Source organism: Salipiger bermudensis, from assembly GCF_020171625.1.
In the GTDB taxonomy this organism is placed as follows: domain Bacteria; phylum Pseudomonadota; class Alphaproteobacteria; order Rhodobacterales; family Rhodobacteraceae; genus Salipiger; species Salipiger bermudensis_B.
Genome location: NZ_JAIUZY010000012.1, coordinates 39,376 through 52,404, shown reverse-complemented (window position 1 = coordinate 52,404; position 13,029 = coordinate 39,376). Strand labels below are relative to the sequence as shown.

At 66.2% G+C, this 13,029-nt stretch carries 15 protein-coding genes; 10 read left to right on the top strand and 5 right to left on the bottom strand.

What is annotated here, in order from left to right:
• Nucleotides 1-88: 88 nt before the first annotated feature.
• The gene (locus LCM15_RS17935; protein ID WP_224858833.1) at nt 89-1,558 is read left to right on the top strand and encodes a serine hydrolase domain-containing protein; all 1,470 of its coding nucleotides are present in this window, start codon (nt 89-91) and stop codon (nt 1,556-1,558) included.
• A gap of 24 nt (nt 1,559-1,582) precedes the next feature.
• On the opposite strand, the gene LCM15_RS17930 is transcribed toward LCM15_RS17935, so the two are convergent.
• The 5 genes from LCM15_RS17930 to LCM15_RS17910 form a co-directional block, all read right to left on the bottom strand.
• Entirely contained in the window at nt 1,583-2,284 is a 702-nt protein-coding gene (locus LCM15_RS17930) for an RES family NAD+ phosphorylase (protein WP_224858831.1), read from the bottom strand.
• Nucleotides 2,281-2,682 (bottom strand): MbcA/ParS/Xre antitoxin family protein, encoded by a 402-nt coding sequence (locus LCM15_RS17925; RefSeq protein WP_224858829.1) that lies wholly within the window; start codon nt 2,680-2,682, stop codon nt 2,281-2,283. Before LCM15_RS17925 ends, LCM15_RS17930 begins: the two co-directional genes overlap by 4 nt.
• Nucleotides 2,683-2,752: 70 nt before the next feature.
• Complete coding sequence (locus tag LCM15_RS17920; RefSeq protein WP_224858827.1) at nt 2,753-3,244, bottom strand: IS30 family transposase; 492 nt, start codon at nt 3,242-3,244, stop codon at nt 2,753-2,755.
• Complete coding sequence (locus tag LCM15_RS17915) at nt 3,241-3,681, bottom strand: helix-turn-helix domain-containing protein (protein ID WP_224858826.1); 441 nt, start codon at nt 3,679-3,681, stop codon at nt 3,241-3,243. Before LCM15_RS17915 ends, LCM15_RS17920 begins: the two co-directional genes overlap by 4 nt.
• A 251-nt stretch (nt 3,682-3,932) precedes the next feature.
• Nucleotides 3,933-4,214, bottom strand: coding sequence for a hypothetical protein (locus LCM15_RS17910; RefSeq protein WP_224858824.1), 282 nt, complete (start codon nt 4,212-4,214; stop codon nt 3,933-3,935).
• A 1,006-nt stretch (nt 4,215-5,220) separates the two neighbouring features.
• Here LCM15_RS17910 and LCM15_RS17905 point away from each other — a divergent pair.
• From LCM15_RS17905 to LCM15_RS17865, 9 genes are read left to right on the top strand one after another with little or no spacing between them, the layout of a single operon-like run.
• A complete protein-coding gene (locus LCM15_RS17905; RefSeq protein ID WP_224858822.1) occupies nt 5,221-6,387 on the top strand; it encodes an ABC transporter substrate-binding protein in 1,167 nt (388 codons plus the stop codon).
• A gap of 55 nt (nt 6,388-6,442) precedes the next feature.
• The gene (locus LCM15_RS17900; protein WP_224858820.1) at nt 6,443-7,306 is read left to right on the top strand and encodes a branched-chain amino acid ABC transporter permease; all 864 of its coding nucleotides are present in this window, start codon (nt 6,443-6,445) and stop codon (nt 7,304-7,306) included.
• Nucleotides 7,306-8,262 (top strand): branched-chain amino acid ABC transporter permease, encoded by a 957-nt coding sequence (locus LCM15_RS17895; protein WP_224858818.1) that lies wholly within the window; start codon nt 7,306-7,308, stop codon nt 8,260-8,262. Before LCM15_RS17900 ends, LCM15_RS17895 begins: the two co-directional genes overlap by 1 nt.
• Nucleotides 8,249-8,995, top strand: a complete 747-nt coding sequence (locus LCM15_RS17890; protein WP_224858816.1) for an ABC transporter ATP-binding protein — start codon at nt 8,249-8,251, stop codon at nt 8,993-8,995. Before LCM15_RS17895 ends, LCM15_RS17890 begins: the two co-directional genes overlap by 14 nt.
• The gene (locus tag LCM15_RS17885) at nt 8,988-9,710 is read left to right on the top strand and encodes an ABC transporter ATP-binding protein (protein ID WP_224858814.1); all 723 of its coding nucleotides are present in this window, start codon (nt 8,988-8,990) and stop codon (nt 9,708-9,710) included. The genes LCM15_RS17890 and LCM15_RS17885 overlap by 8 nt, the downstream gene beginning before the upstream one ends.
• An 18-nt stretch (nt 9,711-9,728) precedes the next feature.
• A complete protein-coding gene (locus tag LCM15_RS17880; RefSeq protein ID WP_224858812.1) occupies nt 9,729-10,952 on the top strand; it encodes a cytochrome P450 in 1,224 nt (407 codons plus the stop codon).
• Between the two features lie 11 nt (nt 10,953-10,963).
• A complete protein-coding gene (locus tag LCM15_RS17875) occupies nt 10,964-11,287 on the top strand; it encodes a 2Fe-2S iron-sulfur cluster-binding protein (protein ID WP_224858810.1) in 324 nt (107 codons plus the stop codon).
• Complete coding sequence (locus LCM15_RS17870; RefSeq protein WP_224858808.1) at nt 11,284-12,462, top strand: NAD(P)/FAD-dependent oxidoreductase; 1,179 nt, start codon at nt 11,284-11,286, stop codon at nt 12,460-12,462. Before LCM15_RS17875 ends, LCM15_RS17870 begins: the two co-directional genes overlap by 4 nt.
• A 49-nt stretch (nt 12,463-12,511) precedes the next feature.
• The gene (locus LCM15_RS17865; RefSeq protein WP_224858807.1) at nt 12,512-12,973 is read left to right on the top strand and encodes a MarR family winged helix-turn-helix transcriptional regulator; all 462 of its coding nucleotides are present in this window, start codon (nt 12,512-12,514) and stop codon (nt 12,971-12,973) included.
• Nucleotides 12,974-13,029: the final 56 nt, after the last annotated feature.

The following is a 13,029-nucleotide window of genomic DNA, read 5'->3' as shown; positions in this document are numbered from 1 at the left end:
TCTTTGGCAAGGCGCCCGGCACGACGAAAGGTAGGATGACATGGCAGACCTGAACTGGGACGCGGCGGCAGACTGCGCTGGCCGCCTGATGCGCGGCCCCGAGACCGGGCCGGGCGGGGCGCTCATCGGATTCGACCTCGAGGGGACGCATGTCACCCACGCCTTCGGGCGGGCGGACCTGGCCTCGGCCGCGCCTTTCACGGTCGATACGATTTGCCGCTATGCCTCTGTCACCAAGCATGTTTTCTGTGCCTTCGTGCTGGCGCATCCCGATGTGATCGGGCTGCAGGACACCTTGGGTCAGCATCTGCCGCAGTTGCAGCCGGCGCTTGGCGAGATCACCGTCGGCCAGGCGCTGTCGATGTCCGGCGGCGTGCCCGACACGCGGGAATGCCTGACGCTGATCGGCCATTCGGTCTTCACCCGGACCGAGGCGGCCGACCTGCTCGCGTTCCATGCGCAGATGAGCCGGCCGAGCTATGCGCCGGGCACCGAGGTGCATTATTCGAACGGCGGCTACCGGCTGGTTGAAGAAGCGATGCGGGCGCACGGCCTCGACTTCGACACCTTTCTGGCCGAGCAGCTGCGCGACGGCTTCGGGCTGTCGCTGCGCGCCAGCGAATACTGGACCGATCCGGTGCCTGGCTTGGCGCCGGGCTATTTCCCGGCCGAAGACGGCTGGAAGGCCGGTTTCCAGGGCATGCATCTTTCGGCAGCCGGGTCGCTGTCGGGCTCGGTGCGGGACCTTGCCCGTTGGGGGCAGATCCTTCTGACCGGGGAAGGGCGCTTTGAGGGGGTGTTGCCTGCCTTGTCCGAACCGGGTGTTCTGAAGGACGGCACGCGCACGGGTTATGGGCTCGGGCTGCGCCATCAGGATCTGGCGGGCCATGCACTGGTGGGGCACGGCGGCTCGCAGCCCGGCTACAAGACCTATCTGCTGCTCGACCCGGAACAGCGTGCCGGGGTGGCCGTGGTCGCCAACCGCGACGATCTCAACACCGCCGACATTGCCCAACAGGTCATGGCGGCCGCGCTGGACATCGCGGCCCTGCCGCGACCGGGCACGGCGCTTGTGCCCGGCCTCTACGTGGCGCCCGAGGGGGCTGACTGGCTGGAGATCGACGGCGCCTCGGCGCGCCGGCTGGACGATGACGTCACTCTCTATGACGTCGGAGGCGGTGAGAGCGACAGTTTCTCCCCGACCTCAAGACTGCGCTTGAGGATGGAGGGGCAGGCGATCCGGGGCACGGTCGGTCACGCGCCGGCCCGTTTCGTCCCCGTTGTGGAAGAGGCGGCGCCACCCCTTCATCTGGACGGGCTGTGGCACACTCCGGCCTTCGGTGCCCATGCCGAGATCCGCGACGGCGCGATCATCTTCGGGGCTGGGCCGACACGGCGGGCGATGCCGCTTCGCCCTCTGGGCGGGGGCCGTTACCTGTTTACCCTGAAAGACGGCCCCTCGACCCGCCGGATCTGTCTGGCGGAGACCGGAGAGGGGCGTTTCGATCTGGCGCTGTCGCGTGCGCGGACCATGGAGTGGCGGCGTCTGTCCGACTGAGCGCCTTGTGCCGGCCGCCACGTGTCAGGCGACAGCCGTGATCGAATAATGTTCTGTTCCATCCCAAACAAGATCCCAGGATGCGCCGGGCCGGACGTTCTGAATGGCGTGCGGCTCGAAGCACACCAGGCATTTCCCGCCGGGCGCCGGAGCGCGGACGGAAGGATAAATCAGTCCCTTGGAACCGCCCCGGCGCAGCTGCTGGGCCAGACATTGGCCCTCGGGGTACCCGATGGCTGGATCCGGATGTAACGCGGTATGACCTGTTTCATCGGAGAGATCGTCGAACACGCCGATGAAGTCTGCCAGCAATTCCACATAGCGGGCGCTGTCATGGAAGCTGCCGACAAAGCTGAGTTCGCGTGTGCGGTGCCAGGCCACTTCGCTAACGGAAACCATCACCTCCCATGCGCAGTACCAGGCACCTCGCTCCTCGGTGTTGAAGCGGTTTCCGCCCGCGCGGGTATAGGTGAAGGCGGCGTTGACGTGACTGTCCCCGTAGATGCGCATATCGCGGCTGCGGCGTTGCCACGCGAGTTCGCGCGGGTCGAGGTGCGGATTGCGCCCGCGCTCGGCCTGAAGACGTCCACTGGTCAGACCCTCGATCTCTGCCAAGATCTCCATCTCGTCATCGGTATCGACGAGTCCGCGCAGCGATGGTGGCTTGTGGTAGGTCGCGGGCAGGAGACGAACGAGACCGCGATCGGAAATCTCGGTCTTTTTCACGCCCCACCACGCAACGCATCAAGATAGGTCCGAACCGCGAGGATCTGAGGCAAGCCCCCGTCAATGGCCGCGTCGACCGGGCGGCTGCCCCCAAACAGCGGCCCGGTGTTTGGCCGGGTGAACCAGCTTCGCGCGAGAGGCTCCGAGAAGTAGAGTTCAAGGGACTTATAGATGCCGATCACCGCACTGAGACGCAGAACTTGGTCCTTGGTAAGCTCTCCGGCGAAATCCGGCTTCTTGGCGCGCTTCCACGTGCTCTCGGACATATCGGCAAGGCCAGCCGCCTCCTTGACGCTGAGACCCCAGGCATCCGCCACGCGAGCATAGGCTTTCAACGCGACGGCGTTGATCTGTGCGGGTTCCCGGATTTTCTCAGCAACGTACATGGTATCCTCCATGACCCTCGATATAGTCCATATGAACCTCTTGTAAAGTTCAAATGGTCTCACCTTGGCGCTGGTGTCATTTCTACGCTCCTGACGGTATGATCCCGGGTGGCCAATGGCGAGCGCGTTCATTCGGGGTCTCGACCGATCCATCTTGCCAAGGCGCCTGCGGGTCGCAGAACCATGCGGTGGTTCCGATCCCGGCCTCAAGCTTGCGCCAGTCGCGGAACTCGATGCCGCGGTCGAAGGTGATCGACTGTCGCGCAGGTTGGGGCAGGGGCTCCATCACCGCCATCAGTCCGCGCATGAGGTGGGTCGTGCTCCTGTCGTTGTTGCGGAACAGCACGGCGAAGCGGGTCTTGCGTTCAGCCAGTGTGTCGACGTTCATCTTGCCCGCGCCGCGCTCGAAGATCATCAGATCGCCCTCCCATTCTCCGAATGGTTTCTCGCGACTCAACGTAGTCAGGTCGCTGATGGATTGACCGCCCTGGCGGAAAGATCCATCCACGCGGCCTGCTCGCATGGCGTGGCTTTCTCTGTTTGCGGCGGCTGGGAAGATGCCGCGCGAGGTCATCGGCCCGGCTCTCGGGCCCATAGACCGAGGCGTAGATTGTCCTCCTCTCGGGATATCGCGTGCCGCGATACCCTGCCGGGCAGTGAGTGACTGATGCGCGCATCCTGGCCCTCGAACCCAAGGCGGCCTGCGATCTGCTCTGGTGACCACCCGCCCTTGAGCCGGTCAACAATAGCCAGCCGAAGGGCTTCAAACCTCAACAGCTTGCGCCGCCGAGCACGCCGATTGGCGGCTTTCTGATGCGCGGCGGCGCCGTAGTAGCCGTCATAGCCCGGCAGGCACTCATCGCTGAACCAGTTCCGCTTGATCTCGCGATAGATGGTGGCTTTCGAGCGCTGCAACACGCGCGCCATCTCCCGGACGGGGACCTTTGCCAGCTTCCAGCGTTCGATCTGGACACGTTCCTTGACGCTCAGTTGCGCGTATACCGCTCCCATGGCAGACTCTCTCCATTAGTTAACCAACTGTTTTCTAATGGGAATCGCACTTGAGGGTAGCGCGCACCAACCTCGTTTCGAAAATCGGAGAATATGAATTATGTATTAAGAAGGGCTGGATGCGCTCTTGCGAGGATACTCGTAGACCGGCTGTTGCGCGATTACGCGCATGGACTTGGTAGAGCCCTGCGACAAACGCATCGACAAACGCAGTATCCACCTTGTGAACCTTTAGGGCTGCCCTGGGGTCTTCAGCAAAAAGCAGGCCAGCGTTCGGCCAGCCTCCTGTAGTCCATCTTGGCGGCCGGAACCTTCTCCAGCATGGCATGGGAAATCGCCGAAAGGAAATGGCTGAAGGCACTGTCGTCGGCGACGGCATGGCTGGCCGCCGACTGCATATCCTCCCAATCCTCTCTCATCATATAGGCCATTGCCAGAAACTGATAGTACCGTGGCGCTGGGGCGAGCGAGCGCGCGATGGCGAACTCGAGGTAGGGCTGCGCTTCCGAAAGCCGTCCCTGAAAGCCAAGCATGACGCCGAGATTGCCGACGGTTTGCGGATCGTTCGGGTTCGTCTCAATGGCGCGCCGCGCATACTCGATCGACTGCTCGAAATCCCGGAGTAGTGCAGGATATGCGACATTGCCTTGAGGGCATCGGTATCCTTCGGACCGAGTGTCAGAGCTCGGGACGCGGCCTCGCGGGCTTGGGCGAATGCCTCTTGCTTGGTCAATTCAGTCTCGTAACCGAAGCGGGACCCGACATTGCGCAGGTAAGCGAGCATGGCCCAGCCGCGCGCAACTCTGGCTCCCTTCGCACAGTTTCTTCCAGACAAGTCCGCGTTTCCCAATCGTTTTCCTCGCGGATGGTGCGCCGATAATTTATCGCGCGTGAAACGCATGCGTAGCTAGGGTCAGGACTTCGGCAACGGGGGCGTCCCATTCAAGGGTTTTCGCGCATTCAAATGTCCCGCTTAACCGCGGACTTGTCCTTTGAGCCGTCGAACCGCTTCCCTATTCGGCGGCCTTCTTTTGAGATCGACCCGGGTACATGCTTCGGTCCGTGGTCGGCGCGGTGGCGGTGACGTCCATGGACGTCACCTTCCGAAATGGCTCGCGTGTACTGACCCAGCGGACTCTGCTCAGGTTAGGCCGCTAATCTGAATGCCTCGGCAGGCGCGCCCCGCCATCTCTGTAAAAGGGGAGCCTGCGGTCCTCGGTTTCTTCGCGCAACGTCTCCTCAAGCCCATCGAACGCAGAGGTCGAGCAGAAGACGAACATCGCTTCGTTTCCGGCGTTCAAAACATGAGCTGTTGACATATCAACTCAAATCGGACAGGCTGCCTGCAGTTGATGAATCAACTCTGGCGCTGAGGAGAGGGCCGGTCAGGAGGACCTTTACCCATTCGCGAAGGTGACGCCGACACGTGCTGTCGCCGCGCGCTGGCGCTCGGCCAGAGCCGCGACACGCGGCACCAGCATCCGCCTCGGAGGAGAGGCGATACGCGTCCGCAGGCGGCGCTTCAACCGGGAGGAAACCATGACTATCCGACACATCCTGACCGCCGTCTCGGCGGTCTGCGGCCTCGGCTTGGCTGCCGCAGCCGCCGATGAGATCAAGGTGGGCGTCATCGCGCCGTTCTCCGGCCCCTTCGCCCAGTACGGCATCCAGTACCAGCAGGCGATCGAGGCGTTCCAGTCGCAGCACGGCACCGTCGCCGGCGAGCACGAGATCAGCTTCATCTACAAGGATGTCGGCGGCGTGAACCCCGACCAATCGCGGGCGCTGGCGCAGGAGCTGCTGATCCGCGACCGGGTCGATTACCTCGCGGGCTTCACCTTCACCCCGAACGCGCTGGCGGTCGGCCCGGTGATCACCCAGTCGGAGACCCCCACGGTGATCTTCAATGCCGCCACCTCGACGATCAACAAGGAGAGCCCGTTCTACCTGCGCACCAGCTACACGCTGCCGCAGGTCTCCGCCCCGGCGGCGGAATGGGCCTACGATCAGGGCATCCGCACCGTCGTCACCACGGTGACCGATTACGGCCCCGGCATCGATGCCGAGACCGCCTTCAAGGCGGCCTTCGAGGCGAAGGGCGGCGAGGTCATCGAGAGCGTTCGGATGCCGCTGTCGACGACCGATTTCACCCCGATCCTGCAGCGCGTGAAGGACGAGGCGCCGGATGCGGTCTTCACCTTCCTGCCCGGCGGGCCGCCAACCTTCTCCTACACCAAGACATACAACGAGAACGGGCTGCGCGAGGCCGGGATCACCTTCCTAGGCACCGCCGAGACCGAGGAGATCAACTTGCAGGGTCTGGGCGAGATGGCGGAGGGGCTGCAGACCGTCTACCACTACTCCCCCGCCCATGACAGCGAAGCCAACCGCGCCTTTCTGACCGCGCTGAGCGAGCTGCATCCCGATGCGATCGCCAACTGGGCCTCGGTCGGCGCCTATGACGGCGTGCACCTGATCTACGAGATGGTCGAGGCGGCAGGCTCCGACGGGCCGAAGGCGGTCGAGGCGGCGCTTGGTCTCGAGTGGGAGAGTCCGCGCGGCCCGCTCGAGATGGATCCCGAGACCCGCACGGTGATCCAGAACGTCTATATCCGCGAGGTCGCGCGCAATGCCGAGACCGGACTGCTGGAGAATGTCGAGCAGGGCGTGATCGCCACCGTCGGCGATCTCGGCTGGACGAAGTGACCGTCAGGACGGGCCGGCAAGCGCTGGCCCGTCCCACCTGAACGCGAGACACATCATGAGCCTTCTTCTCAACATCGCGGTCGACGGCATCGCCTACGGCATGATCCTTTTCATGATCGCCGTCGGCCTGTCGGTGACCATGGGACTGATGCGGGTCGTCAACCTTGCCCATGGCGGATTCGCCCTGATCGGCGGCGCGCTGGCGCATTGGCTGGGCCGCGAGCTGGGCCTACCCTTCGTCGCCGCCGCGGCACTGGCCATCGCCGGCACCGTCGCGCTGGCCATCCCGCTCGAGCGGCTGGTCTACCGCCGGATCTACGGCTTTGGCGAGTTGCAGCAGGTGCTGGCCACGATCGGCCTGACCTTCCTGATGATCGCAACCGTCAACCTCTGGCTCGGCTCCTCACTGCTCGCGATCCCGCTGCCCGAGGCGCTGCAACGCTCGATCGACCTCGGTTTCCGCCAGCTCACGGCGCACCGGGTGACGGTGATCGTGGTGGGCCTCGCGGTGATCCTCGGCCTCTGGGCGCTGCTCGACCGCACCCGCTTCGGCATCCGCCTGCGCGCCGCGGTCGACAACCGCGACACCGCCTCGGCGCTCGGCATCGACACCGGGACGATCTACACGCTGACCTTCGCGCTCGGCGCGGGGCTCGCGGCGCTCGGCGGCATCCTCGGGGCGGAGTTGCTGCCCATCGATGCCTATTACCCGCTGCGCTACATGGTCCTGTTTCTCATCGTCGTCGCCATTGGCGGGCTGGGCTCGATCCTCGGTTCCTTTGCGGCGGCGCTGGCTATCGGGCTCGTCGAGACCGCGAGCCGCTACCTGCTGCCCGACTTCGCCACCATCGTCACCTTTGCGCTGGTGATCCTGTTCCTGGCGCTGCGCCCGCAGGGCCTTTTGGGGAGGGCCTCGTGATGACCCGTCCGTTCATTCCCGCGCTCGTCATGCTGATTGCAGCGGTCGCGGCCTTCTTCCTCTTTCCCTACAACCTCGCCTTCCTGACCCGCATCCTGATCATGATCGTGCTGGTGCTCTCGCTCGACCTGGTGCTGGGCTTTGCGGGCATCGCGACGCTGGGGCAGGCGGCGATGTATGGCGCCGGCGCCTATGCCGCCGGGCTCTTCGCGATCCATGTCTGGGCCGATCCGGTCGCGGGGCTGCTGATCGGCGCGCTCGCAGGGGGGGCGCTGGCGGCGCTGTCGGGCGCGGTGCTGATGCGCACGCAGGGCCTCACGTTGATCATGCTCACCATCGCCGTGGCGCAGATCTGCGCCGAGATCGCCAACCAGGCGCGCGAGGTCACCGGTGGCGCCGACGGGATGCGCGGCATCCGCCCCGGCAAGGTGCTCGGGCTATGGGAGTTCGATTTCATCGGCATCACCGGCTACTGGTACGCGCTCACTATCGCGGGGCTGGTCTTTGCCGCGCTCTTCGTCATCGGGCGCTCGCCCTTCGGGCTGTCGCTGCGCGGCATCCACGAAAGCCCCGCGCGCATGGAGGCGATCGGCGTCTCGGTCTATCGCCGCAGGCTCGCGGCCTACACGCTGGGCGGCGGCATCGCCGGCATCGCCGGTGCGCTCAGCGCCCAGATCACCCAACTCGTCAGCCTCGAGGCGTTTTCCTTCACGCTCTCGGCGGAGGCGCTGATCATGCTGATCCTCGGCGGCACCGGGCGGCTCTACGGCGCGGTGCTGGGCACGGTGATCTTCATGGCGGTGCACCACACCGCCGCCGCCAACGATCCTTTTAACTGGCTCTTCGTCATCGGCGCGCTGGTGCTGGCGGTGGTGTTCTTCCTGCCATCGGGCATCGCGGCGCTGCCCACCAGCCTCAAACGTCTCGCCAAGGGAGGTCGTCATGCAGGGTCTTGAGGTTCGCGGGCTCAGCAAGCATTTCGGCGGGCTGGTGGTGTCGGAGAGCATCGACTTCGACCTGAAGCCCGGGGCGCGCAAGGCGCTGATCGGCCCCAACGGGGCGGGCAAGAGCACCTTTGCAAACCTTGTGACCGGCATCCTCAGCCCCTCGGGCGGCGCCATCCGCTTCGATGGCGAGGACATCGCCGGGCTCGACGAGGCGCAGCGGGTCAAGCGCGGCATCGCCAAGACCTTCCAGATCACCACGCTGTTTCCGCGCCTCACGGTGCGCGAGAACCTGCGCCTGCCGGTGCTGGAGCGCGAGGGGCTGGGGCGGCGCATGTTCGCCCGTGCCGACAGCAACCGCGCCATCGAGGACGAGGTCGCGGCGCTGATCGACCAGTTCGACCTCGGCCCGCTGGCCGACCGCCCGGTGCTCGATCTGGCCTATGGTCAGCAGCGTCTGGTCGAGATGGCGCTGAGCCTGGCGCTGAAGCCGCGGGTGCTGATCCTCGACGAGCCCGCCGCCGGCGTGCCCTCGAGCGAAACCCACCTGATCATCGAAGCGATAGAGCGGCTGCCGCACGATCTCGCGGTGCTGGTGATCGAGCATGACATGGATCTCGTGTTCCGCGTCGCGACCTCGATCGTGGTGCTGGTGCAGGGGCGCATCCTCACCGAGGGCACGCCACAAGAGATCGCCACCAACGCGCAGGTGCGCGAGCTTTACCTGGGAGGGGCGCATGGCTGAGGCGCAGGCTGACACCACGCTGAAACTGAAAGACGTCACCGCAGGCTACGGTCCGACCCATGTCCTGCGCGGCATCGATCTCACCGTCGTGCCGGGTGAGCGGCTGGCGGTGATCGGGCGCAACGGGGCGGGCAAGACGACGCTCCTCAACACCATCATGGGCCTGACCCGGATGCATGGCGGCAGCGTCCAGTACAAGGGCCGCGCCATCGACCGGCTCGCCCCCTACAAGCGCAACGCGCTGGGGCTCGGGCTGGTGCCGCAGACCCGCGATATCTTCCCCTCGCTCACGGTCGAGGAAAACCTGCTGTCATGCCTGCGGGGCGACGCCACGCTCGACGAGGCCTACACCCTCTTCCCGCGCCTCAAGGAGCGCCGCCGCAACGGCGGCACCCAGCTCTCGGGCGGCGAGCAGCAGATGCTCTCCATCGCCCGCACCCTGATGACCCGGCCCGACGTGATCCTGCTCGACGAGCCGCTCGAGGGGCTCGCCCCGGTGATCTGCGAGCAGCTCATGGAGGTGTTCGAACAACTCGCCAGCGATGGCCGCCGCGCCGTGGTGCTGGTCGAGCAACACGCCGAGGCCGCGCTGGCCTTCGCCAACCGCGCCCTGCTTATGGCCAACGGCACCATCGTGCACGAAGGACCCGCCGAGGCGCTGCGACAGGATGCGGAGCTTCTGCACCGCCATGTCGGCGTCGCGCTGGCGGACTGAGCCGAGAAAGGACCTGCCATGACACTCATCGAAGGCCACAAGCCCATCATCCCCGCAGGCGGCGTCGCGGTCTGGGATGTCGATCCCTACCACACCGCGATCCTGCGCGACCCGCTCGACTATTATGCCGAACTGCGCGCACAGGGCGATCTGGCCTATATCCCGCGCTACAGCGTGCTCGCCGTGGGGCGCTACGAGATCACCCGCAAGGTATTCTCCGACCACGAAAACTTCGTCTCCTCGCGGGGCGTGGGCCTGAACGATTTCAAGCTCGAAGACCCGTGGCGCCCGCCCTCGATCATCCTCGAGGTCGACCAGCCCGATCACACCCGCACCCGCAAGGTGATGTCGCGGGCGCTCTCGCCCAAGGTGGTGAAAGGCTTTGCCGAGCTGTTCCACGAGACCGCCGACCGCCTCGTCGACGACTTGCTCGAAAGGGGCACGATCGAGGCGGTCACCGATTTTGCCGAGGCCTTCCCGACCACTGTCTTCCCCAAGGCGGTCGGCATGACCGACGTCAACCCGCGCCACCTCGTGGATTACGGCGCCATGGTGTTCAACGCCGTCGGCCCCGACAATGCGCTGCGCCGCGAGGCGATGCGCCACGCCGGCGAGATCGTGCCCTGGATCAACGCCGCCTGCGCCCGCGACCGGCTGAGCGGGGACGGGCTCGGCGCGATGGTCTACGCCTCCGCCCAAGATGGCACGCTGACCGAGGCCGAGGCCGGGATGCTGGTGCGCTCCTTTCTGTCGGCGGGCGTCGATACAACGGTGACCGGCATCGGCAACGCGCTCTGGTGCCTGTCGCAGAACCCCGGCCAGTGGGAGGCCCTGAAAGCCGACCCGACGCTCATCCGCCCGGCCTTCGAGGAGGTTCTGCGCTACACCTCGCCGGTACACACCTTCGGCCGCACCGCCGGGCGCGACACCGAGATCGCGGGCTTTCCGGTCGAGGAGGGCAGCAAGGTGCTCTGCGTGCTGGGCGCGGCCAACATGGACCCCGAGAAATGGGGCGACCCGGAGGTCTTCCGCGTCGACCGCAAGCCGGTGGGCCATGTGGCCTTCGGCGCTGGCATCCACGGCTGCGTCGGCCAGAACATCGCCCGCGGCGAGCTCGAGGCGGTGCTGGGCGCACTGATCCGCAAGGTCGATCGGATCGAACCCACCGGAGACGCTGTCTGGCGTCCCAACAACGCGATCCGGGCGCTCGACCGGCTGCCCATCACACTCATTCCGAACTGAAGAGGCATCTCATGGTCAAGGTAACCTACGTCGCCCATGACGGCACCCGCACCGAGCTCGAAGGCGATCCCGGCGACAGCGTCATGAGCCTCGCCATCGCCAACGGGCTCGACGGCATCGTCGGCGAGTGCGGCGGCTCGATGATGTGCGCCACCTGCCATTGCTATGTCGATGACGACTGGCAGGCGGCCACGGGCGCGCGCATGGATGGCGAGGAAGATATGCTCGAAAGCGCGGTCTGCGAGGTCACCGGGCGCTCGCGTCTGTCTTGCCAGATCACCCTGAGCGAGGCGCTCGACGGGCTGGTCGTGCACCTGCCGGAGGAGCAGGTGTGAGCGCGGGGCGCGTCGTCATCATCGGCGCGGGACAGGGCGGGCTGCAGGCCGCCATGTCGCTGCGGCAGGAGGGGCATTCCGGCCCGATCACGCTGATCGGCGGCGAGCCGGGGCTGCCCTACCAGCGTCCGGCGCTCTCCAAGGCCTTCCTCAAGACCGGCGAGGCCGACAAGCTGGCGCTGCGGCCGGAGAGCTTCTTTGCCACCAAGGACATCACCCTGCGGACGGGGGAGTGGGTCGACGCCATCGACCGCGAGGCAGGGGTGGTCCGCGTCGGCGCCGAGGCGCTGCCCTTCGATCACCTGATCCTGGCCACCGGCACGCGCAACCTGCGCCCGGCCATCCCGGGCATCGACCGCGCGCTCGATCTTCGCACGCTGGACGATGCCGCCGCGCTGCGCGCCGCGCTCGATCGCCCGCGCAAGGTTGCGGTGATCGGCGGCGGCTTCATCGGGCTCGAGTTCGCGGCGGTGGCGGCGGGACTGGGCCACGAGGTCAGCGTCGCCGAGGCCGCACCGCGGCTGATGGCGCGCGCGGTCTCGCCGGAGATGTCGCGCCGCTTCCGCGAGTTGCACGAGGCGCTCGGCACCGCGCTGCATCTCGCCAATGGCGTGACCGAGGTCACCGAGACCGGGCTGACCCTCGCCGACGGCACCGAGATCGCTGGTGATCTCGTCCTGCTCGCCGCCGGAGTGCGCCCCAACACCGAGCTGGCCGAGGCCGCCGGGCTCGAGATCGCCAACGGCATCGCGGTGGATGCAGAGCTGCGCACGCGCGATCCGCGCATCTTCGCGCTTGGCGATTGCGCCGCCTTCCCCGAGCCCGGCAGCGGACGCCGCATCCGGCTCGAGAGCGTGCAGGCCGCCACCGATCACGCCCGCGCCATCGCCAGGACCATCGGGACCGGCACGGCCACGCCCTACGCCGCGGTGCCGTGGTTCTGGTCGGACCAGTCCAATCTGAAGCTGCAGATCGCGGGGCTTGCCGATCCCACGGATGACAGCGTCACGCTCGAGGATGGCGCGGTGCTGCGCTTCCGCGACGGGCGCCTGACTGCCGTCGAAACCATCAATAACGCCAAGATCCACATGAAGGCACGGCGTTTGCTGGCCGCCGCCCCGGTGCCGACCCGTGACAGCCTGCTGCAAAGGAATTATGACCTGACAGCCGCATGACCGAACCTGGAGCTGCCGCGCCGTGACCGACAAACCGATGGACCGCCTCTTGAGCCCGACCCGAGACCGTGCCGGGATCCGAATCCTCGACATCGACCACTACGCGCCGTTCCTCCTAAACGCCGTAAGCAGCGCCTGGCAGCGACAGACCTCTGCGATCTACCGGCGCGATTTCGACCTCGGCATCGTCGACTGGCGGGTCATGGCGATGCTCAACATCGAGCCCGAGATCACCGCCAACCGCATCTGCGAGGTGATCCGGCTCGACAAGGCGGCGGCCAGCCGATCGCTTAAGCTGCTCGAAGCGCGCGGGCTCGCCAGCTACGCCGCCGCCGGCAGCGATCTGCGCCGGCGCAGCTGGTGGCTGACCGATGAGGGGCAAGAGGTCCATGCCGAGATCCTGGCCATCGCGCTTGAGTGCGAGGCCCGCATGCTGGCCGACATCCCGCCGCAGGATTACGAGACCTTCCTTGCCGTTATGCATAAGATGCTGGGTAATCTCGGCGCCTGACCGGGGCGTTCAACAGCCTCTGGACTGCCGCGCAGGACCCAGGATGAAGAGCGCGT